21 protein-coding genes are annotated in these 21,207 nt (G+C 73.3%); 7 read left to right on the top strand and 14 right to left on the bottom strand.

What is annotated here, in order from left to right; genetic code table 11:
- Positions 1-29 precede the first annotated feature (29 nt).
- Positions 30-908, top strand: coding sequence for a class I SAM-dependent methyltransferase (locus tag LX83_RS23195; RefSeq protein ID WP_253774854.1), 879 nt, complete (start codon positions 30-32; stop codon positions 906-908).
- 106 nt (positions 909-1,014) lie between these two features.
- On the opposite strand, the gene LX83_RS23190 is transcribed toward LX83_RS23195, so the two are convergent.
- On the bottom strand, positions 1,015-1,731 hold the full coding sequence (locus LX83_RS23190) for a class I SAM-dependent DNA methyltransferase (protein ID WP_253774852.1): 717 nt from the start codon (positions 1,729-1,731) through the stop codon (positions 1,015-1,017).
- 127 nt (positions 1,732-1,858) lie between these two features.
- On the opposite strand from LX83_RS23190, the gene LX83_RS23185 reads away from it, so the two are divergent.
- On the top strand, positions 1,859-2,962 hold the full coding sequence (locus LX83_RS23185) for a glycosyltransferase (protein WP_253774850.1): 1,104 nt from the start codon (positions 1,859-1,861) through the stop codon (positions 2,960-2,962).
- Positions 2,963-3,142: 180 nt separating this feature from the next.
- Positions 3,143-4,009 carry an SRPBCC family protein gene (locus LX83_RS23180; RefSeq protein WP_253774848.1) on the top strand — a complete coding sequence of 289 codons (867 nt, stop codon included), beginning with the start codon at positions 3,143-3,145 and terminating at the stop codon, positions 4,007-4,009.
- 52 nt (positions 4,010-4,061) lie between these two features.
- Here the strand turns inward: LX83_RS23180 and LX83_RS23175 are convergent, their stop codons facing one another.
- Positions 4,062-5,255 (bottom strand): DUF885 family protein, encoded by a 1,194-nt coding sequence (locus LX83_RS23175; RefSeq protein WP_253774846.1) that lies wholly within the window; start codon positions 5,253-5,255, stop codon positions 4,062-4,064.
- A 41-nt stretch (positions 5,256-5,296) separates the two neighbouring features.
- Here LX83_RS23175 and LX83_RS23170 point away from each other — a divergent pair, with 41 nt between their 5' ends.
- The gene (locus tag LX83_RS23170; RefSeq protein WP_253774844.1) at positions 5,297-6,013 is read left to right on the top strand and encodes a class I SAM-dependent methyltransferase; all 717 of its coding nucleotides are present in this window, start codon (positions 5,297-5,299) and stop codon (positions 6,011-6,013) included.
- 41 nt (positions 6,014-6,054) lie between these two features.
- Positions 6,055-7,521, top strand: a complete 1,467-nt coding sequence (locus LX83_RS23165; RefSeq protein WP_253774841.1) for an ABC transporter substrate-binding protein — start codon at positions 6,055-6,057, stop codon at positions 7,519-7,521.
- A 13-nt stretch (positions 7,522-7,534) separates the two neighbouring features.
- Here LX83_RS23165 and LX83_RS23160 read toward each other — a convergent pair whose 3' ends face one another.
- The 12 genes from LX83_RS23160 to LX83_RS23105 form a co-directional block, all read right to left on the bottom strand.
- Positions 7,535-8,203 (bottom strand): hypothetical protein, encoded by a 669-nt coding sequence (locus LX83_RS23160; RefSeq protein ID WP_253774839.1) that lies wholly within the window; start codon positions 8,201-8,203, stop codon positions 7,535-7,537.
- Positions 8,204-8,430: 227 nt separating this feature from the next.
- Positions 8,431-9,237 carry a thioesterase family protein gene (locus tag LX83_RS23155; RefSeq protein WP_253774837.1) on the bottom strand — a complete coding sequence of 269 codons (807 nt, stop codon included), beginning with the start codon at positions 9,235-9,237 and terminating at the stop codon, positions 8,431-8,433.
- Positions 9,238-9,378: 141 nt separating this feature from the next.
- The gene (locus LX83_RS23150) at positions 9,379-9,576 is read right to left on the bottom strand and encodes a cellulose binding domain-containing protein (RefSeq protein WP_253774835.1); all 198 of its coding nucleotides are present in this window, start codon (positions 9,574-9,576) and stop codon (positions 9,379-9,381) included.
- 48 nt (positions 9,577-9,624) lie between these two features.
- A complete protein-coding gene (locus LX83_RS23145) occupies positions 9,625-9,867 on the bottom strand; it encodes an SGNH/GDSL hydrolase family protein (RefSeq protein ID WP_407649648.1) in 243 nt (80 codons plus the stop codon).
- A 146-nt stretch (positions 9,868-10,013) separates the two neighbouring features.
- Positions 10,014-11,327 (bottom strand): MFS transporter, encoded by a 1,314-nt coding sequence (locus LX83_RS23140; protein ID WP_253774831.1) that lies wholly within the window; start codon positions 11,325-11,327, stop codon positions 10,014-10,016.
- On the bottom strand, positions 11,324-12,283 hold the full coding sequence (gene rarD, locus LX83_RS23135; RefSeq protein ID WP_253774829.1) for an EamA family transporter RarD: 960 nt from the start codon (positions 12,281-12,283) through the stop codon (positions 11,324-11,326). The genes LX83_RS23140 and rarD overlap by 4 nt, the downstream gene beginning before the upstream one ends.
- Positions 12,280-13,077: a formyl transferase gene (locus tag LX83_RS23130; RefSeq protein ID WP_253774827.1), complete on the bottom strand. Its 798-nt coding sequence runs from the start codon at positions 13,075-13,077 to the stop codon at positions 12,280-12,282. The genes rarD and LX83_RS23130 overlap by 4 nt, the downstream gene beginning before the upstream one ends.
- Positions 13,074-14,369 carry an ATP-grasp domain-containing protein gene (locus tag LX83_RS23125; RefSeq protein ID WP_253774825.1) on the bottom strand — a complete coding sequence of 432 codons (1,296 nt, stop codon included), beginning with the start codon at positions 14,367-14,369 and terminating at the stop codon, positions 13,074-13,076. Before LX83_RS23125 ends, LX83_RS23130 begins: the two co-directional genes overlap by 4 nt.
- Entirely contained in the window at positions 14,366-15,847 is a 1,482-nt protein-coding gene (argH, locus tag LX83_RS23120) for an argininosuccinate lyase (protein WP_253774823.1), read from the bottom strand. The genes LX83_RS23125 and argH overlap by 4 nt, the downstream gene beginning before the upstream one ends.
- Entirely contained in the window at positions 15,838-16,914 is a 1,077-nt protein-coding gene (locus tag LX83_RS23115) for a pyridoxal-phosphate dependent enzyme (RefSeq protein ID WP_253774821.1), read from the bottom strand. The genes argH and LX83_RS23115 overlap by 10 nt, the downstream gene beginning before the upstream one ends.
- Positions 16,911-17,903 (bottom strand): GHMP family kinase ATP-binding protein, encoded by a 993-nt coding sequence (locus tag LX83_RS23110; RefSeq protein WP_253774819.1) that lies wholly within the window; start codon positions 17,901-17,903, stop codon positions 16,911-16,913. Before LX83_RS23110 ends, LX83_RS23115 begins: the two co-directional genes overlap by 4 nt.
- A 187-nt stretch (positions 17,904-18,090) precedes the next feature.
- Positions 18,091-19,314, bottom strand: coding sequence for a M20 metallopeptidase family protein (locus tag LX83_RS23105; protein ID WP_253774817.1), 1,224 nt, complete (start codon positions 19,312-19,314; stop codon positions 18,091-18,093).
- 117 nt (positions 19,315-19,431) lie between these two features.
- Between LX83_RS23105 and LX83_RS23100 the strand changes: the two genes are divergently transcribed.
- Both LX83_RS23100 and LX83_RS23095 read left to right on the top strand, forming a co-directional pair.
- Entirely contained in the window at positions 19,432-19,974 is a 543-nt protein-coding gene (locus tag LX83_RS23100) for a TetR/AcrR family transcriptional regulator (RefSeq protein WP_253774815.1), read from the top strand.
- Between the two features lie 150 nt (positions 19,975-20,124).
- Positions 20,125-21,108: a LacI family DNA-binding transcriptional regulator gene (locus LX83_RS23095; RefSeq protein WP_301328774.1), complete on the top strand. Its 984-nt coding sequence runs from the start codon at positions 20,125-20,127 to the stop codon at positions 21,106-21,108.
- The last annotated feature ends 99 nt before the right edge of the window (positions 21,109-21,207 follow it).

The raw sequence follows: 21,207 nt of genomic DNA, 5'->3' as shown, positions 1-21,207 counted from the left end.
TTACTATATTTTATGTTAGCAGATTTCGGATGATCGGAGAGCAGTGCATGGTCAACGCGGACACCGCTCGCCAGCGGCAGCGCCAGGAGTGGGCCCTCTCCGCCCCGGGATGGCTGGAGTTCCGGGACAACCTCTCCGCGCGTTCCGGCACCATGACCGCCCGCATCCTCGCCGAGGCCGCCCCCCGCCCCGGTGACCGGGTGCTCGACCTCGCCTGCGGCATCGGCAACCCCACCGACGCGCTCGCCGCCGCCGTCGGCCCGACCGGGACGGTGCTCGGTCTCGACCTCTCCCCGGAGATGATCGCCGGAGCGCGGCAGTGGGCCGAGCGCGCCGGCGCGGCCAACGTCGAGTTCCGGGTGATCCCCGACGAACGCGAACTCGGTCTGCCGCCGGAGGAGTTCGACGTGGCGGTGTGCCGGGTCGGGCTCCAGTACATGCCCGAGCCCGACGCCGCGCTGCGCGCCGTGCACGAGGCCCTGGTCCCCGGCGGCCGGATGGTCGCCACCACGCTGGGCGATCCCGGACTCTGCATGGCGCTGCGGATCAGTTCCCAGGTGATCGCCAGGCACGTGCCGCCGCCCGACGGACCGCCGTCAGGTCCGGGCCCGGTGGCGCTGTCCGACGCGAACCGGCTGCGCGAGCTGTTCGCCGGTGCCGGCTTCACCGACGTGGTGGTGCGGCCGTTCGAGACGGCGCTGATCGAGATCGGTGACGCCGTGGCGTGCTGGCACATGTTCGAACGCACCATGGGGCCGCTGATCGCGCTGCTCGCCACCATGCCCGCCGACCGGGCGCGGGCGCTGCGCGCGGACGGTGTCGCGGCACTGCGCGCCGAGTTCGGTGCCGGGCCCGTGGTGCTGACCGGCCAGGCCCTGCTCACCTCGGGAACCAAACCACCGCGCTAGCCGCACAACCCCGCCGCGTGGCGACCGGGACCGCAAGTCCCACCAGCGGTCCCGGTCCAGCCGGCCCGCCCCGCGGCCACGCCGGCGCGGCGGGCGCGGGCGCGGCTCAGCCCCGTGTCGCCACGAACAGACCCCGGCCGTTGGGCTCGTCCGGCCGGAACCGCGCGGTGCACCCGGCTGCCCGGAACGCGGCCAGGTACTCGTCCAGGGTGAACAGCGAGACCACCTCGTACTCGGTGAACTCGCGGACGCCGGACGGTTCGGCGATGACGATGCGCACCTCCATCCGGGTGGCGCCGTTGTCCCGCGAGGAGTGCGTGACGCGGGAGACGACCCGGTGCTCGTCGCGCAGCAGGTGCCCGTCCACGTACCCGTCGAGGAACCGCTCCGGGAACCACCACGGTTCCACCACCAGCACGCCGCCCGGCCGCACGTGCGCGGCCATCCGGCCGATCGCCCGCCCCAGCTCCGCCGTGGTGGTCATGTAACCGATTGCGAAGCACAGGCACGTCACCGCGTCGAAGGTGCGGCCGAGGTCGAACTCGCGCATGTCGCCGAGGGTGAGTGGGACGTCCGGCAGCCGTGCGGCGGCGCGGTCCAGCATGGCCGGTGACGCGTCCACGCCGGCCACGTCGGGGAACTCGGTGCGGAAGGACTGGAGGTGGACTCCGGTGCCGCAGGCGACATCCAGCAGTGAGCCGGCGTCCGGGCGGTGCTCGCGGACCAGCCGGGTGATCAGCGCGGCCTCGGCGGCCCAGTCCTTGCCCCGGCTCACCAGGATGTCCTCGTAGACCTCGGCGTGCCGCTCGCTGTAGCCACCCATGGTGCTCCCCCCGATTGCCGCTCCGCAGGCCCAGCTATAGGATTTTACAGCAAGAGACCATCGGCTCTGGAGGACGGACATGCGGGTGCTCTTCCTCTCGACACCCCAGGCGAAGGATCTCCTGCCGATGGTCCCGCTCGCGTGGGCCCTGCGCGCGAACGGCCACGACGTGCGCGTCGCGACCTCCGGTGCGGCGCTCGCGGTGGCCGGCGGGCTGCCGGTGGTCGACTTCGGTCCGGCCGACCCGGGCTCGGCCGAGGCGATGCCGGAACTCGAACCCGCGCACCGCCGGATGGTCTGGTCGCGGCTGCACACCGTGGAGGAGGGCTGGCCCGTCCTCGGCTACGTGGCGAGCACGTTCGTGGACCCGATGGTGCGTGCCGCGCGCGAGTTCCGGCCGGACCTCATCGTGCACTCCCAGCTGCAGGGAGCGGGCCTGGTGACCGCGGCCCTGCTCGGCGTGCCGGCCGTGGAGCACGGGTTCGGGCTGTTGCGCACCGGACGGTTCTACGACGAGCTGGCTCGCCTGATCCCGGCGACGCTGGAGCGGCTGGGCCTGACGGCCGAGCACCTGGCGGCCGTGCCACGGGCGGTCGTGGACATCGCGCCGCCGTCCATGGTGCCGGCGCAGGAGGGCGCGTGGCTGCTGCGCCACATCCCGCACAACGGTGGCGGCGTGGTCCCGGCGGATCTCCGCCGCCGACCCGAGGGGCGGGCGCGCGTGGCCGTGACGCTCGGCTCGATGGGGCTGATCGGGCCGGACGTGGACGCGGAGGCGTTCCTCGGCCGGTTCCTGCCGCTGCTGGCGGACCTGTCCCGCCGGTCGGACGCGGAGTTCGTGCTGATCGGCATCGACCCCCGGCACATCGACCCGGATTCCCTGCCCTCGGGCCTGACGTACCTGCGCGAGTGGGTGCCCCTGCGCGAGCTGCTCGACGGCTGCACGGCCATCCTGCACCAGGGCGGCGCCGGCACCATGCTGAACGCGCTCGACGCCGGCCTGCCCCAGCTGACCGTGCCCGCCGTCGCGCCGAACTTCATCCACTCCGTGCTGATGCAGGACCGGGGGCTGGGCCGGTGGGTGACGCCGGACGAACTGGACGTCGAGGCGGTGGAGCGGCTGCTGTCCGACGACCGGGCGCGGGCGGCCGCGGCCGAGGTGCGCGCGGAGATCGCGGGCATGCCGACGCCACTGTCCCTGGTGGAGCGGGTGGAGGCGCTGGCCCGGTGACCAGGGCGTCACCCGGTGGACGCGGTGACCCGCGGCCACGCGCGGGGCGCGGTGACTGTGCGTCACCCAATGGAGTGGGATCGCATATATACTGTTGTCAGTATATTCTCGCCCTGTTATGTTCGGGGTACTTGTCGAGCCTTCCCGTTCCCGTGATCGAAACGACTAAGGAGCAGTCCCGTGAAGGACATCGCGCTGCTGACCGTGGACGGCCGGTCCCAACTGCGCATGGAACGCCGTCTGGCGCACCCGCCGGAGAAGGTGTGGAGCGCCCTCACCGAGCCCTCGCACATCAGCAAGTGGTACCCCTTCCCCGTGGCCGAGCTGGAGCTGAAGGAGGGCGGCAAGGTCAGCTTCGACGCGGGTGACGGCTCGACATTCGAGGGCATCATCACCGAGGTCGACCCGCCGAAGGTCTTCGCGTTCCGCGAGGAGGACGACCTGCTGCGCTTCGAGATCACCCCGGTGGACGGCGGCTCGCAGCTGGTCTTCTCGCACACCTTCGACGACCGCCCGGCCGCGGCCAGCAACGCGTCCGGCTGGACCGACTGCCTCGACGCGCTGGAGCAGGTCGCCGGTGGCGCTGACCAGGTGGAGGTCGACAACGACTCGGTCGCCCTGCACGAGCGGCTGGTCAAGGAGTTCGGTCTGGACGAGGGCGTGGTGCTGACCACCGGCGACGGCTGGATCGTGCGGTTCGAGCGGCAGCTGCGCGAACCCGCCGACAAGGTGTGGGCGGTGCTGTCCGGCGGCTCGGACGGCGTGTCCGAGGGCGACCCGGTGCCGTCGGGGTTCGCGCATCCCGGCGCCTCCACCGGCAAGGTGCTGTCCGCGGCTAAGGCCGAGCACGTCGAGTTCGAGTGGCTCAACGACGGCAAGCCGGCGGGAACCGTGCGCTACGAGTTCCGGCCCGGCAACGGCGGCGCGCGGCTGACGCTGACGCAGCAGGGTGACACGGGCTCGGCGGACCTGCGGGACTCGGCGCTGCACGCGTGGCACGGCCACATCGAGGGACTGGCGGCCGAGCTGTTCAAGGCGCGCGGCTGAGACAAGGACGCCGGTCGGGGCGGCGGGTGCGTAGTCTGCCCGCCGCCCCGGCTCACACCGCGAGGTCCGCGGGGGTCAGCGGCTCGTCCAGCAGCGTCCGGTAGCGGTCGGCCACGGACTGGTCCTCCGGTCGGGCGTCCAGCCAGGCCCGGACCCGTCGGGAACCCTCGATGTAGGTGGTGGAGTAGGCGCGCCACAGGGGATCGGTGAGGAACCGGACGGCGTGCGCGGCGCGCTGTTCGTCCACGAGCATCCAGCGCCGCAGGTAGGCCACGACCTCGTCCGGGTCGGCGCCCCGGTCGTGCAGGAGGATGGCCGCGTCCTGGCGGGCCGCCATGAGCAGTGTGGTGCGCCGGAGCAGGAGTTCGGACAGTTCGCCGTCCAGCGCCAGGCCGAGTTCCGCCAGCAGGTCCTGCGTCCAGCGACCCCACCCCGCCCCGAGCACGGCGGGCAGGGCGGCCTCCGCGATGCCCTCCGCCATCAGGCACTGGGGCGTGTTCACCAGTGCGATCGTCTGCTCGTCGTGCCCCTGCTCGCGCACCAGCACCCGCTCCTTGCGGCAGTGCTCGGTGTGGTGGCCGGGGTAGGCCTCGTGCGTCACGAGCAGTGGCAGCGCGGCCATGCGGTGCCGCACGTCGGAGTTGAGCGCGATCGCCGAGCGGTAGTGGCCGTGGTAGCGGTTGAACGCGTTCCACGGCCGGTCCGCGACCGCCTCGTAGGCGACCGACTCGTCCTCGGGCAGGCCGAACAGTTCACGGGTGCGGAGCCTGAGCCGGTCGGACACGGCGCGGGCGGCGGGCACGAGCTGGCCGGCCGGGACGCGGTCGTGCTCCTGGAACCGCGTCACGCGGTCGAGCAGGGGAGCGGAACCGGGCAGCAGCTCGGCGATCTCGTCGTGGATCGCCGCGTACACCTCGACGTCGGTCGGTTCGATCTCCACCCCGAAGTACTCCCGGACCTCCGCCAGGAACGGCACCTCCACCCCGGCGAGCCGGTCCGCGGTGCACGCGAGCGCGCCGAGTTGGCCGTCCAGGAAGCGTGACCGCCGCGCGGACAGGCCACTGGCGGGAAGGTCGGCGCGCAGTGCCCGGGCGTGTGCGGCCAGCGCGGCGGGGTCGGCGGGCGGCTCGTCGTCCACCTGGCGGGCCAGCCGCGGGTCGCCGAACCAGCAGTCCACGAAACCCGGGACCAGCCGACCGATCCGCAACCCGAGCAGCAGGTACTCCCGGACAACCGGTTCGCTCACGACACCTCCCGAATTCGCTATTTGATAGTAAAGTAACCGAGGTGGGCTACGGGAGGAAGCACGCCGAGCTGTACGACGCGGTGTTCGTGAGCCGGGGCAAGGACTGGGCCGCTGAGGCGGACGCCGTCGCCGAGGTCGCGCTGGACCGCTGCCCCGGCGCGAGGTCACTGCTGGACGTCGCGTGCGGCACGGGCGCGCACCTGGCCGCGTTCGCCGGGCGCTTCGCGCACGTGGCGGGCGTGGAGCCGGCCGAGGCCATGCGCGAGATCGCCGAGAGCCGGGTGCCGGGCCTGGTCGTGCACCCGCACGACATGCGCGAGATCGCCGTCGACCGCGAGTTCGACGTGGTCACCTGCTTGTTCTTCGCCGTCACGTACATGCCGACGCCGGAGGACCTCGCGACCGCGATCGCGGCGATGGCGCGCTGCCTGGCTCCGCGCGGCGTGCTGATCGTCGAGCCGTGGTGGTTCACCGACCGGTTCATCGACGGCTACGTGGGCGGTCATATGTCCAAAGAGGACGGTCGGGTGGTCTCCCGCATCACCCACTCGGTGCGCGAGGGCGACCGCGTCCGCATGACCATCCGGTTCGTCGTCGCCGACCGCACCGGTATCGACGGGTTCACCGAGACCGAGGTCGTCTCGCTGTTCACCGAGGACGACTACCACCGGGCGTTCCAACGCGCGGGCCTGGTCGGCGAGTACCTGCCGGGCTGGGTGAACGGCACCGGGCTGTTCGTGGCGCAACGGCCGATGTGACGGGAAGAACCAGTGGCGATCCCGGACGGGAGGAGACCTTGGTGAGCGCGAACGCCAGCCCCGGCGGTACCACCGCGGCGACGACCGGCACCCGAACGCTGACCTTCCTCGGGCCGGGCGACCCGGACCACCTCGACCCGGACAGCGGCTACCACCTGCGCCCGGGTCAGGTGCTGCGGGTGCTGTCGCGGCAGCTGTTCGCCGTGCCCGTGGTGGCGGACGTGGCCGAGCGCGACCAGGTGTTCGTGCCCGTGCCGGACGTGGCGGAGGCCGTGCCAACGCAGGACAACGGAGGCCTGTCCGCCGACCTGCTGACGTGCGTCGTGCGGCTGCGCCCCGGCGTGCTGTGGGACACCGAGCCACCACGCGAGGTCACCGCGCACGACTTCGTCCGGGGCCTGGCCCGGATGACCGACCCGGGGCACGCGGGCGACGTGGCCCGGTTCTTCACCGACACCGTCCGGGACGTCCGGGCCGCGGACGACCGGACCCTCGTGTTCCACCTCCACCACCCCGCCAACGACCTGGTCAACCTGTTGTCCACCGGCTATGCCACCGCGCTGCCCGAACCCCACGAGGGCGAGCGCTCCGCCGGCCCGTACCGGGTGGCGCACCGGACGGACGACGCGGTGGTGCTGGAGCGCAACCCGGTGTGGCGGCCGGAGACCGATCCGGTCCGGCGGGCCGAGGCGGACCGGATCGTGGTGCGCCGGCACGGCCCGCGCGCCGATCCCGCCTGGCCGTTCGGCATCGTGACGTGGAACGGCGCGGCGACCGACGAGCACTGCCCCGGCTACACGCTCAACCCGTACCTGGTGTTGAACCTCCGGGCCGGTGGTGCGCTGTCCGACCTCCGGGTGCGCCAGGCGATCGGCTACGCCGTGGACAAGGTCGCGGTGCGCGACATCTTCGCGGCGCTGCCCGGCGTGACCGCGGTGCCCGCGCACTCCATGGTGCCGCCCGGCGCGCTCGGCTACTCGAAGTACAACCCGTACCCGACGCCCGGCGACCGCGGCGACCCGGAGAAGTCACGCGCGCTGCTCGCCGAGGCCGGTTTCCCGAACGGACTGCGGCTGGCGATGCTGGTGCGCGACAGCCCGCTGCACCGGTCGGTGTTCGACGCCTGCGACGCGGCGCTGGCCAGGGCGGGCATCGCGCTGGAGCCGAAGTACCTGTCCACGCCGGCGTTCTACGCGGAGTTGATGTCCGACGAGACCGGGCACTGGGAGCTGGCCGCACCGGGCTGGACGCCGGACTGGCACGGCAACAACAACCGGTCGGTCATGGTGCAGCTGCTGCGCGGCGCCGGGAACTACGGCGGCTACGAGAACCCGAGGCTGGACGCTCTCATCGGCCGCGCGCTGGGCGCGGTGAGCCTGCCGAGGGCCGCGCTGCTGTGGCACCAGGCGAACATCATGGCCATGACCGACCTGCCGGTGATCCCGGTGGTCGCGTTCGCGTGCCGCTGCTGCGCGGCCCGGACCGGTGCGACCGGGCGCTGGCCGTAGACCCGGCCCGGGTTCAGGCGATCCCGGCCAGGGCCACGAGGCGGTCGAGGTCGGCGCCGAACCAGACGCCGGTGGTCTCCCGGTCGGCCGGGAGCTGCCGGGCGGCCTCGGCGGCCACGGCGACCAGGGCCTGGCAGTCGGGCACGTCCTGCGCGCCGGCCGCGGCCTCGGCCGCCAGCACGTGCAGGGCACCCCAGAGGGCGAGGTCGGCGGAGGCGGTGGGGGCCTCGGCGGACAGGTGGCGGGCCGCCGCCACGGTGTGGTCGCGGCATTCCCGGAAGTGCCCGAGGAACAGCAGAGCCGTGCCGGTGTGCCAGGCGCAGCTCGCCATCAGGAGGGGATCGGGCGACTGGGCCGCGGGGGTGAGGGCGCGGTCGGCGACCAGCCAGGCCAGGTGGTGCTCGCCGACCCGGGTCAGCAGGGCGCGGGCCAGGTGGTAGGCCCGCACGAGGAACTCCCCGGAGTCGCCGCGCCGCGTTGACCAGTGGTGGGAGCGCGCGGCGGCGAGGGCGGCGCCCACCCGGGACCAGCTGGCCGACGAGCCGGCGCTGCTGTGCAGCAGCACGGCGCTGATGCCGTCGGTTCGACCGCCGCCCCAGGCCCGGTAGTGGAACCGGCCGGCGGAGAGGTCCACCCAGCGCGACTGGCCGGAGGTGGGGCCGGGATCGCGGGAGTTGGTCATGGAGCGCCTCCGACGGGCGTGGCTTGCCGGCGCCCGCCAGGGGCAGGCCGGGATGTCCCGTGAGGAGGAATTGTGGCCGGCGCGGCGCCCGGCCGGCCCGAACCGGCTGGGGGTGGCCGCGGGTACGGGAGTTGGCCCCAACGCGGGCCGCTCCCCGGCCACCCCAACCGCGTGCGGTGGGCCCGGATCAGGGGCGTGACCGCGCGCGGCGGGCGCCCGTGACCGTGCTACGACTCCAGGGGGCGGACGGTGAGGATCTGCTGCGCGTACCCGACCGGTCCGCGGACGTCGTGCAGGACGGTGCTGGTGAGCCCCTGGCCGTGGCTGCCGAAGACCACGCTGGTGTCCAGACCGGTCCAGCGGCCCTCCGGCTGGCGGTAGAGGTGGATCGACAGGTCGACGTTGGGGAACATCCACTTGGTGGGTTCCTGGCGCACGGCGATGCCGTTGGCGGTGTCGACGAGCGCGACGTAGGACGCCAACGGGCTGGCCGGCTCGCCGGCCACGAGTTCGACCGGGGTGGACACCCACGCCGTGGTGCGTCCTGGCTGGGGTGCGCCGACGGGCCGGACGTCCAGGGAGGCGATGTACCCACCCGGCCACAGCGAGTCCATCGGCCAGGGCCGCAGCGACTCGGGCGCGGGCAGCGGGTCGGGTTCGCCGCCGGCGACGATGCTGGTGTCCAGCGCCGCCAGCAGCCAGACGCGGGCCCGGACCACCGGACGCCCGGCGATGACGACGGTGGCGTCCACCAGTTCGATGGTGCGGCCAGGGCGCGCGGTCTCCACGTGGATGTCGAACTCGTCCACGGCGATGCGGCCCAGGATGTCGAAGCTGATGCGGCTGACCAGCAGGTCAGGGCGGCGCTCCCGGGCACGTGCGCGGTCGATCGCGTGCACGATGAGACCGCCGAGCGGGCTGAAGTGCTGCTCGTCGTCGCGCCACGCGCCGCCGGCGTGGGGGGTCGGCTGGTAGCGGTGCTCGCCGAGCCGCTCGAAGTAGCTGGGCCTGCGCTCGTCGGGGGTGTTGGTCAACGCGGTTCTCTCTGCTCGGCTGGGCTGGTCGGGGACTCCAGCGTATTGGTGAGCCCGACGTGGCCGGTGGTGCCCGTGCCGATGCTGGCGTGCTGGGCCGGCCGCCGGTCGGCTGGACCCGCCCGATGCCGGCCAGCGCGGTCAGCCGAGCGCGCAGCTGACCGCGGGGAGAACGTTGGCGCCGGTCCAACTCGCCTGGAAGCCGAAACTGGCTGACCCACCGGGCGGCAGGGCGCCGTTCCAGGTCAGGTTCCGCGCCATCGCCACCATTCCGCTCTGCGTGACCGCGGCGTTCCAGGCCTGGCTGATCCGCTGCCCGTCGCCGGGGGCCGCTGCCACGGCGGGATACCAGCGGTCGGCCATCTTCTGGAAACCGGAGTCGCCGGGTCACACCCCGGCGTTGGTGTCCGTGGCCGCGGTGAAACCCGTCCACTGGTCCAGCACGGTGATCGGCGACTGGGCCGTGCTCTTCCCGGCGGCCCAGCCCGGGATCGCCTTGTTCAGCGCCACCACCCGCTGCGGACACGCCGCGCAGCCGCTCGGCTCCACCGGGATGATCCGCGCGACGAGGATCTTCATGCCGGGGTTGCTCGCCCGCATCCGGTCGACCAGCTTCGAGTACGCGGCCAGGATGGCGTCGGTGCTGACCGTGCCGCCCCACAGGTCGTTGGTGCCGGTCGCCCACCGCGGGTAGCTGGCGTCTCGTCCACCGGCTCATCGCGCGTGACGACTCCCCTGGCCGAGCCCACACCGCGCAGCGCGGCCGGGCGAGGCGGTCAGCGCACGTCGCGGAGGTCCTGGGCGCGGCGGTCCACCAGGGTCAGGCTGGTGAGCAGCGAGACCAGGCACAGCGCGGCCAGGTACCACGCGAACAGGTCGCGCTGGCCCACCTCGGTCAGCCACTCCAACAGGTACGGGGCGGTGCCGCCGAACAGCGCGACCGCCATCGCGTAGGGAAAGCCCATGCCCGCCGAGCGCACGTCGGTGGGAAACATCTCCGACATCAACGTCGGGGCGATCGACCCGTAGAACGCGAACACCAGCAGTGCGAGCGCCTGCACCAGGAACAGGCTGACCGCGCTCGGGGTCAGCACGAGGAACAGCGGCACGGCCGTCAGCGCGCCCAACCCGCAGAACACCAGCATCCACAGCCGGCGGCCCCACCGGTCCGAGGCCCAGCCGAACACCGGGAGCACCACGCAGAACAACGCCTGCGCCCCGAGCGAGGCCAGGTCGATAGCGCGCGCCGCCCCGGGGTTGGCGGTCTTGGCGTAGCTGGGCAGGTACACGGCGAACAGGTAGAACCACACCGTGGCGCCGACGGTCATGCCGAACACCTGGAGCGAGGCCCGGGGGTGCCGGCGCACCCCGGCCAGCAACGGGGTCCGCCGAGCCGCGCCGCCGACCTCGGTGAACGCCGAGGTCTCGGTCACCGCCCGGCGGATGAGGAAGGTGACGACCCCGGCCACGGCGCCGAGCGCGAACGGAATCCGCCAGCCCCACTGGGCGAGCTGCTCGGCCGACAGCCACGACCGCAGCGCGAGCGAGGTGGCCACTGCGGCCATGGTGCCCAGGATGTCGCTGACGTACAGCGCCGAGGAGAACAGCCCGCGCCGGTGCGGTGGCGCCAGCTCGGCCAGGTAGGACGATGTGGTGGCCAGCTCGCCACCCGTGGACAGCCCCTGCGCGATCCGGGCGAGCAGCAGCAGGGCCGGTGCGGCGAAGCCGATCTGCTCGTAGGTCGGGCAGCCGGCGATGAGCAGCGACCCGCAGGCCATCAGGCCCACGGTGAGGACCATGCCGGCGCGGCGGCCGAACCGGTCGGCCACCGCGGACAGCAGCAGACCGCCCAGCGGCCGGAAGAAGAACCCCACCGCGAAGATGGCCAGCGCCTGGAGCAGTCCCGCGGCCTGGGAGGTGTGGGGGAAGAAGCTCGCGGCGAACACCGAGGAGAACACCGCGTAGACGTTCCAGTCGTACCACTCCAGCGCGTTGCCCAGGCCGCTGGCGACCAGTCCCCGCCGCCGCGGCTGGGCTGGGCACACCGGCTGGTTGGTCGCGGCCGACTGGCCTGCTGTGGACTGGCTCATGGCAACTCCCGCTGCGGACCGGGGCCCTGCGTCCGGCGGCGCCTGGCGCGCACGTCCCCCACGACGAACACCAGCACGCCCGCCCACACCAGGCAGTAGGGGCCCAGGCCGGTAGAGCCGAGGTTCTCGTGAAAGCCGAACAGGCCGATGAGGAACTGGATCGTGGGGGTGAGGAACTGCAACATGCCCACCGTGGTGAGGGGGACGCGGTTGACCGCGTGGCCGAACAGCATCAGCGGGACGGTGGTGGCCAGGCCGGTGCTGACCAGCAGCAGGTCCTGGACCGGGTCGGGGCCGAAGTGGTTGTTCCCGGACGCGCCGGTGATGGCGAGGAACACCAGGGCGGGCCCGGCCAGCGTGGCGCTCTCCACCGCCAGGCTCTCCAGCACACCGGTGTTGGCGCGCTTCTTCACCAGCCCGTACAGCCCGAAGGAGGCGGCGAGCGCGAGCGCGATCCACGGCGCGCGGTCGGAGAGCACGACCAGCCAGGCCACCCCGATGCCGGCCAGCACGAGCGCCACCCGCTGGGCCGCCCCCAGTGACTCGCGCAGCACGAGCAGGCCGAGCAGGGCGCTGAACAACGGGTTGATGTAGTAGCCCAGGGACGCCTCGATCACGTGGCCGTTGTTGACCGCCCAGACGTAGCAGCCCCAGTTCAGGCCCACGAAGCAGCCGGCGGCCATCAGCATGAGCAGGACGCGGGGCTGGCGCCACAGGCCCACCAGCCACCGCCAGCGCCGGCGCAGCGCCAGCACGGCCAGGACGAACACCAGCGACCAGAGGATGCGGTGCGCCAGGATCTCGACCGCGCCGGCCGGTTCCAGCAGCGGCCAGTACAGGGTCAGCAGACCCCACGCGGTGTAGGCGCCGGCGCCGGCGAGGAAGCCCGCGGTGTGGTTGGGGGAGGCCGGGTGCGCGGTGTCCACAACGGACCGGGGGGTGCGTGGCCGGTTCATCGGGAGCTGGTCCTGGTGGCGGCCGGGCGGGTGCGGGCCGGTGCGGTGAACCGCCGCAACCACATCCGCAGGTCGTGCCCGGGGCCCCGATCCCGAGTCCGGTAGGTGCGGCCGCGGTCCTCCTGCGGGTGGGCGGGTAGGTCCTCGCCCTGCTCCACCCGTTCGAGCAATGCCACCAGCCGGGTGAGGGCCAGTTTCTCGGCGCGGCAGTAGAGGTGTTCGGCGGTCTCACCGCCGTGCACGGGCGGGCGGACCACCTCGATCAGCGGTCCGGTGTCCACGCCCTGGCTGACGTGGTGGATGGACACCCCCACCTTGTCCGGTTCGCCGTTGTACAGCGCGAAGAACACGCAGTGGTTGCCCCGGTAGTCGGGCAGGTGGCCGCCGTGCACGTTGACGATCCGCGGCCCGGCCGCGGCGAGCACGCGCCGGCGCAGGATGGAGCACCCGATCACCACCGTGACGTCGGGTCGGGCCGTGGCCAGCCCCTCGGCGACCTCGCGCGCGTTGATCGACTCCACCACCACGGCATCGCGCGCCAGTGACCACAGTGGAGGGTCGTGCCGGAAGTACTCGCGGCGGTAGCGGTCCTTGCCGGTCAGCAGCCGGCGGTACTCGTGGTACTTGTAATAGGCGTAGTCGCGGTAGCGGCGCCGCCGCAGCAGTCGCCTGACCTTGGCCGCGCCCGGCTCGACCGCGGTGAAGACCACGTCGAACCGGCCGCGCAGCAGGGACTCCAGGTAGCGGTGGTGGTGGTCGTCCGCGCGCAGGATCGCGACGCGCAGGGGATTCATGCCGCACCCCCCGATGAGGTCCGGTCCGCCGCCGGCACCAGGGGCGCGGACGGCGGCGCGATGGTCAGTTCGATGCCGGCGACCGCCGTCTCGGCCGCGGTCACCGCGTCCCGTTCGGTCTCGCCGACCGCGATGACGTGGCCGACCCGGTCACGGAACGAGTGGTGCACGGTGAGCCGCTGCCCCGGGGTGGCGGTGCACCGCACGTCCACCACGCCCGGCACGGCCCTGGCCCGGTCCAGCCCGGTGACGGCGCTGAGCGTGCCGTCGCCGGGCACGGTGACGAACCGGATGGCGGCGTGGTGTCCGGCCCCCTCGGCCAGGCGGGGACGCCGGCCGAGCGCGGCGCCGAGCACGGCCGCGATCAGGTCCCGGCCGGTGGCGAGCCGGACGAGGTGCGGGATCATGCCGCCGGCCAGCCGGGGGTTGACCTCGACGACGGCCGGTCCCCGGGCGGTGTGGCGCACTTCCACGTGGGCCGGCCCCCAGGTCAGGCCCAGCAGGCGCACGGCTTCCCGCGCGGTGTCGGCGATCCCCCGGGCCTGTTCCTCGGGCAGCCGCGCCGGGCAGTCGTGGCCGACCTCCACGAAGAACGGCGGCGCCCCCAGGTGCTTGGCCACGATCGCGTAGACCTCGCCACCGAGCAGCTCCACGGAGTACTCCGGCCCGGTCAGGGCCTGCTCGACCAGGACACGGGGTTCGACGGGCATGCCGCGTTCGTTGTGCCGGGTGCTGAGCAGCCGCTCCGCCCACGACCGGGCCTGCTCCGGTCCCTCGCAGGCGCGCACCCCCTCCGAGCCCGAGCCCTGGCACGGCTTGACCACCACCGTGCCGCCCAGCCGTCGGGCCGCTTCGGCGGCCTGGTCCGGGGTGGCGCACTCGACGTGGTCGGGGCTGGCGGGCAGCACGGACAGGACCCGGCGCTGCACCGCCTTGTCCCGGCAGCGCCGGACCGCCTCGGCGTCCGGCCCCGGCAGCCCCAGCTCGGCGGCGAGGGCCGCGGCGGCGGCGATGAAGTACTCGCTGCTGGAGGTGACCGCGCCGACGGGAGCGCGCTCGGCCAGCCGGGCGCAGCTCTCCCGCAGTGCCTCGGCGTCACCGGTGTCGGTGCGCACCACCTCCAGCCCGATGCCGTCCGCGTAGGGGTAGCGCGCCGGGTCGGCGGCCAGCAGCACCGGCCGCAGGCCCAGGGCCCGCCCGGTGGTGGCGAACAGCAGGCCGGTGCCGGTGGTGTTGCTCTCCACCAGCACCAGCCAGGGCGCGCCCGCGGTGCGCACGTCGGTCCCGCTCAATCCCGCCACCTCCGGATGCCCCGCGCGACCGTCTCCACCAGTTCCCTGCGTCGGGAGCGCAGTAGTTCGCCCCAGGCGCGGTCGGCCGCGACGTGCTCGGCCAGCCGACCCCGCAGCCGCTCGAACTGGTCGGCCACGGAGCTGCCGCCGGGGCCCCCGCCGTGGACGGTGTCCGCCACCACCTGCGCCGGACTGGGCACCTCGGTGCGGGCACCGCCGACCAGCACGCCGCGCTGGCCGTTGCCGTTGCCGTTGGCCGGGGCGGTGCTGTCCGCCTCGGCCAGGCACTGGCGGACCAGGGCGCCGACCTGGTGGTGGGCCTGGCGGAACGGGACGCCGTCCCGGACCAGGCGGTTGGCCAGTGCGGTGGCGGTGGTCCACCCCTCGGCCGCGCGGTCGGCCATCCGGTCGGGACGGGGCACGGCGTCGGCGGCCATCAGCCGGGTGAGCACGACCGCGTCCCGGGTGGCGCGCAGCCCGTCCCAGATCCCCGAGACCCCCTCGGTGCCGATCTCGATCGAGTTGGTGAACGGCACGCCCTTGCTGGCCATGACCAGCGTCTGGGCACTGGCGGCGACCACGGCCGGCTTGGCCTTGATGTGTTCGAGCAGGAACGCGTTGCGCTTCTGCGGCATGATCGAGCTGGTGCCGACCAGGTGGTCGGGGAAGTCGAGCAGGCCGAACTCCTGGGTGCTCCACAGCTGGGCGTCGGTGGCGAACCGCCCGGTGGTCAACGCCAGCGACGTGGCGGCGAACAGCACCCGCAGCGGCACGTCCCGCGAGGCGACCCCGTCGATGCTGTTGGTGGCGGTGTGCTCGAAGCCGAGCAGGTGGGCCACGCGGGCGGGGTCGATGGGCAGGTCGGTGCCGCCCACCCCGCAGGCGCCCATCGGACAGCACCGCAACCCGTCGGCGGCCTGCCGCAGCGCGGCGATGTCCCGGTCCAGCGCGGTGGCCACCCCGAGCAGGTAGTGCCCGTAGGTGACCGGGACAGCCGGCTGGAAGTGGGTGTAGACCGGCATCACCACGTCGGCGTACCGACGTGCCCGGCGCAGCAGGATCACCTGCAGCCGAACGGCGTCCTCGAACAGGCCGCGCACCTGCTCGCGCAGGCGCAGCTGCAACACCGTGGCCTTGAGGTCGTTGCGGGACCGGCCGGTGTGCAGGCTGCCGCCGATCTGGTCACCCAGGACCTCGATGAGGTGGTCCTCGTACATCAGGAACAGGCCGCGGGGAGCGACCCGACCGCGCAGCGGCGCGAAGTCGGCCTCCCGCAGCCGTTGGATCAACTTGAGCAGCGCGGCCACCCGGGACCGGGGCACCAGTTCGCACTCGGCCAGCATGACCAGGTGGGCCAGGTCGATCTCGGTCATCGGCCCCAGTTCCGCGTCGATGTCGTGGTCGGCGTTGTCCCCGAACACGATCTGCCGCGCGGTGGGCGTGAGCGTCCGGGTCACCCGGCCGGTGTTCACCGCCATGTGCGGCGTCCTCCCCTCAGCTCCGCGGACACGGGCGCGGGCTCGTTGCGCAGCACCTCGTCGAGGCTGCGGCGTTGCCAGGGCAGGAAGGCCCAGCCCGAGGTGCCCCTGGTCGGGTCGGCCACCGGGGTGGGTTCCCGCTCGCCGCGGTCCAGCAGGTGGTTCTCGGCCAACCAGCCGGCGTGGTAGACGGTGTCCTGGTAGCGGTAGCCGTCGTCCGGGCACATGATCACCGTGGTGGCGTCGGGATTGCGCTCGGCGAACCAGCGGCCGACCAGGTAGGCGGCGCCACTGGTGGGCCCGGTGAACAGCGCGTGCCGGCGGAACAGCTCCCGGGTGGCCTGGTAGGCCTCGGCCGCGCCGACCCAGTGCACCTCGTCGAAGGTCCGGTGGTCGAGGTTGGCCGGCATCAGGCTGTTGCCCAGGCCCCGCAACCGCCGATGGCCGTCCGGCTGTCCGAACAGGACGCTCAGGTGGGTGTCCACGCCGATCGCGCGCATCTCGGGGAAGGCGGTGCGCAGGTTGTTGGCCGTGCCGCACATCGACCCGCCCGAGCCGACCGGCCCGACCAGGCAGTCCACCTGCCCGACCGCTTCGGCGACGGCCTCCGCGGCCAGCGCGTAGGCCAGCGGGTTGTCCGGGTTGCTGTACTGGTTCGGGCAGAACGTGTCGGCGATCTCGGCCCGCACCTGGGCGACCCGGTCCAGGCGGGCGGCCTGGTAGCCGCCGACCGGGGAGGGGTCGCGCACGATGTCGACCCGCGCGCCGAGCAGTTCCAGGCGCTCCCGCAGCCGGTCGTCGATCACCGGGTCGCTGACCAGGACCAGCGGGTTGCCGGTCAGCGCGGTGCGCATGGCCAGCCCGAGCCCGAAGGTGCCCGAGGTGGTCTCGACGATCGTGGTGTCCGGGCGCACGTCGCCGCGCAGCGTGGCGGCACGCAGGATGTGGTCGGCCGGCAACAGCTTCATCAGGGAGAACACCGCCGCGTAGGTGTTGCCGGTCAGCCGGACCAGCCGGGGGAGGCGGTACGCCTCGACCGCGTCGGCCAGGGCGGCGCGCCGGTTCACCGGGCCACCTCCTCGGTGGTGACGCGCAGCACGCGCGCCGGGCCGAAGCCGCGTTCGTCGAGCAGCCGGGCGCAGCGCTCGACGTGCTCGGCGACACCGGGCGTCGCCGGGTCGAAGATGATCGAGGCCACCGTGCCGCTGTGCGAGACCTGGACGCCCAGACCGCCGGTCCGGGCGGCGACCTCCCGCAGGACGTCCAGCCCTCGGGTGGGCAACCGGCGCTGGTTGATCAGCGCGCTGGCCTCAGCGACCCGGGCCAGCAGCGGCACCGAGCCGGTGTCCAGGGCGTGGCGCAGCACCCCGAGCAGCACCCGGAACCGGCCGATCTCCTCCGCGGTGTAGTCCGGCGGTCGCAGCGACAGGGTGTCCACGCCGGTGTGCGTGGGATCGGTGTCGCACCCGACCAGGATCATCTCCGGCAGGGCCCGGTCGAAGTCCTCCAGCACGCGCCCGGAGCGCTGGCCGAACAGCACCGCCCGGTTCTCCAGCATGACCGAGTCGGACGCGCCCTCCGCCCGCACCGCCAGCGTGGCCAGCCGCTCGACCGGCAGGTCGAGTCGGTAGCAGTCGGCGGTGGCGCGCAGTGCGGCTGTCACGTCGCATGTGGACGTACCCAGTCCGACACCCGGGGGTGTGCCCGCGTCGTGGATCACCAGCTCGCCGCCGGCGGACTGCGGCACGTGTTCCCGTAACAGCAGTTCCGCCGCGGCACGGGCCTTGGTCTTCCACTGTGGACTGACGGTGACCGTGGGCGGCTCGGTGGACGGGTGCGGGAACGGGCGGAACTCGGCGGTGGTGACCAGGGTGGGCAGCGGCAGGGTCACCAGGGCCGGGTGCGGCTGTCCGCTGCCGTCGTCGAAGGCACCCTGGAGGAGTTCGCCGTGGTGGCCGATGGCGCTGCCCCGGCCGAGGCTCCGGATCGGCCACAGCGGTTCGGGGTGCGCCTCGGACGGCGGTGTGGGCGAGCGTCTCTGCGTTGAAACGGCCATGATCAGATATCTCCTCGGGCTCACCGGGTGAGCGCGTTGAAGCGAGTGGGCACGCGTCGTCCCGGCAGGCTGCCAACCTCGGTCCGACGCGCCCCGCACGTGGGTACTGCGGTGCTGCTCGTCGTGCTCGAACTCGTGCGCGGGTAGCGGTGTCAGCGCTTCTGGACGGGCGGGGGCCCGGGCCGCCTCACCCGTCGTCGGCGCCCCGTTCCCGGTCGCAGAACCACGCCGCGGCGTCGGCCAGCACCCGAGCGGCGTGCGCCAGCGCCCGCTCGTCCAGCCGGAAGGCGGGGTGGTGGTGCGGCGGGTTGTCCGCACCGGGCACGCCCGCGCCGACCAGCAGGTAGACCCCGGGCACGTGCTGTTGGTAGAACGAGAAGTCGTCACCCCCCATGACCGGTGTGTAGTGGGTCAGCGCGTCCTCGCCGAGTTGGCGGCGCACCGCCTCGGCCACGCTGTCGACCAGTGCGCGGTCGTTGTCCACGGCGGGCGGACCGAACCGGAAGCTCACCTCGGCCCGCGCGCCGAAGGCCTCGGCGACCCCGTGCACGACCCGCTCGATCCGCCCGGGCGCGGCCTGCCTGACCCGCTCGTCCAGGGCCCGGATGGTGCCGCCGAGCGCCGCCCGGTCGGCGATGACGTTGATGGTCTCGCCGGCGTGGAACCGGGTCACCGACACGACCAGGGAGTCCTGCGGGTCGGTCTCGCGCGCCACGAGGTGGTTGAGGCTGGTCACCACCTGCGCCGCGACCGCCAGCGGGTCCACGGTCTGGTGGGGCAGGCCGGCGTGCCCGCCCTTGCCGTGCACCAGCACCTCGAAGTAGTCGGTGCTGGCCATGAGCGGGCCGGGCCGGACGCAGACCCGGCCCACCTCCAGCGGCGCCCACAGGTGTTGGCCGATGATCGCCTGCACGCCGTCCAGCACCCCCGCCTCGACCAGTTCGGGAGCACCGGAGGGGACCTGCTCCTCGCCGTGCTGGAAGATCAGCCGGATCTCCCCGCGCAGCAGGTCGCGCAGCCGGTGCAACACCGACGCCACGCCGAGCAGCACGGCCACGTGCCCGTCGTGCCCACAGGCGTGCATCACGCCGGGGTTCACCGAGGCGTAGTCCAGCCCGCTGTCCTCGGTCACCGCGATCGCGTCGATGTCGGCGCGCAGCGCCAAGGTCGGGCCGGGCCGACCGGTGCGCAGCCGGCCCACCACCGCGGTGGGCACGGGGAACGCCACGTCGAGCCCCAGCGCGGACAGGTGATCGCCGATGTAGCGGGCGGTCTCCCGCTCCCGGAAGGACAACTCCGGGTGCCGGTGCAGATGGCGGCGCCAGTCCACCAGTCGCGGCCACAGATCCGTGACGGCCTGGTCGATTTCGGTGGAGACCGTGGTGCGCGGAGCCAACCGAGGACTCTCCATCAGCGTCAGCTTCCTCCACTGAAACGTCTGTTTCAGTGGGCAAGCTAGCATCGGGATGTGGCCGACAACACCCCCGATAAGCCCGTTCCGGAAGGTTCACCCAGACGTCGGACCCTGTTGGAACGCACAGTTGCCTACGTCTCCGAGCACGGCTCGGCCAGCGTGTCACTGCGCACCCTCGCGGCCGCCATCGGCAGCAGCCCGCGCGTGCTGCTGTACCTGTTCGGTTCCAAGGAGGGGCTGCTCACCGAGGTCTTCGGGGTCTGCAGGCAGCGGCAGCTCGACCTGCTCAACGGCGCGCTCGACGCGACCGACGACCCGGACGAGGCGATGTGGCGGCTGTGGCGGTCCTGGTTGGCCGACCCGGGCCGCGCCGGCCTGATGCGGCTGTTCTTCGAGATCTACCTGCACTCGCTGCAGGGCGCCTGCCCCTACGGTGACTTCGCCTCGGCCAGCGTGTACCAGTGGCTGGACATCCTGGGACCGATGAACGACGAGGAGCCGGACGACCGCGTCCGGTCCACGCTCACCCTGGCCGTGCTGCGCGGCCTGCTGCTGGACGCGCTGGCCACCAACGACACCGAGCGGGTCGAACGCGCGCTGCGGCACTACCTCGACCAGTCCCGCGGATCAGGCGCACCGGGACAGCCGGCCGAGTGAGCTGAGAGCGGGTGATCCCGGCGGCGGCCGGTGCCTCGGCCATTACCCTTGACCGTGTCAGGTGGTTGGAGCGAGCAGAGACGAGGTTCGCCCGTGGACGAGGCGGTGGCCGGGCGGCCGGTGTCCAGGCAGGCCGTGCGCGCCCCGGCGATGACCGATGTGGCCCGGCTCGCCGGCGTGTCCCACCAGACCGTGTCACGTGTCCTCAATGGACACCCGAACGTCCGCGAGCAGACCCGGCTGCGGGTCCGGGCCGCCGTCGAGGAACTGGGGTACCGGCCCAACGGCGCGGCCCGCGCCCTGGTGACCGGCCGGACCCAGTTCATCGGCGTGGTGGCGCAGAGTTCGACCCTCTACGGTCCGGCCTCGCTGCTGGCCGCCTTCGAACTGGCGGCCGGCGCGGCGGGGTTCCTGGTCAGCGTGCGGCGGGTGCGGGTGCTCGACCGCGCCTCGATCGCCGCCGCGATCGAGCACCACCGGGACCAGCGGGTCGCGGGCATCGTGGTCATCGCGCCGACCGAGTCGGCCAGCGAGGCACTCGCCGAGGTGCCCGCGGGGGTCCCGCTGGTCACCGTCGACGGCGACCCCGGGCGGGCCACCCCGCTGGTCACCGTCGACCAGGAGGCGGGCGCGTTCGCCGCCACCGCGCACCTGCTCGACGCCGGGCACGCCACGGTCTGGCACGTCTCCGGGCCGGCGGAGTGGTTTGACGCGGCCGGCCGGGTGCGCGGCTGGCAGCGGGCGCTGGAGGCGGCGGGCCGGGAGGTGCCGCCCCTGCTGGCCGCCGACTGGAGCGCCGCCGAGGGCTACCGGGCGGGCCAGATGCTGGCCAGGATGCCCGAGGTGACGGCGGTGTTCGCGGCCAACGACCACCTGGCCCTCGGCATCCTGCGGGCGTTGAGCGAGCGCGGCCGGTCGGTTCCCGGGGACATCAGCATCGTCGGCTTCGACGACGTTCCCGAGGCCGCGTACTTCATCCCGCCGCTGACCACCATCCGCCCCGACTTCGACGCGGTGGCCACGGAAACCCTCGGCCTGCTGCTGGCGCAGCTCGCCGAGGAGGCAGCCGAGCCGAGGCGGACCATCAGCCCGACGCTGGTCGAGCGGCGCAGCGTGGCACCCCCGAAACACTGAGCCGAGCCGCCCGAGCCGCGCCCCGGGACAACGGCTGACGGGGTGAACCGGGCCGGCGGGAACGGGGCCGGTGGAAGCCGATGCGACATCCGGGTGTGT

It is taken from the genome of Goodfellowiella coeruleoviolacea, assembly GCF_024171785.1.
In the GTDB taxonomy this organism is placed as follows: domain Bacteria; phylum Actinomycetota; class Actinomycetes; order Mycobacteriales; family Pseudonocardiaceae; genus Goodfellowiella; species Goodfellowiella coeruleoviolacea.
This window is presented reverse-complemented; position numbering and strand designations above follow the sequence as displayed.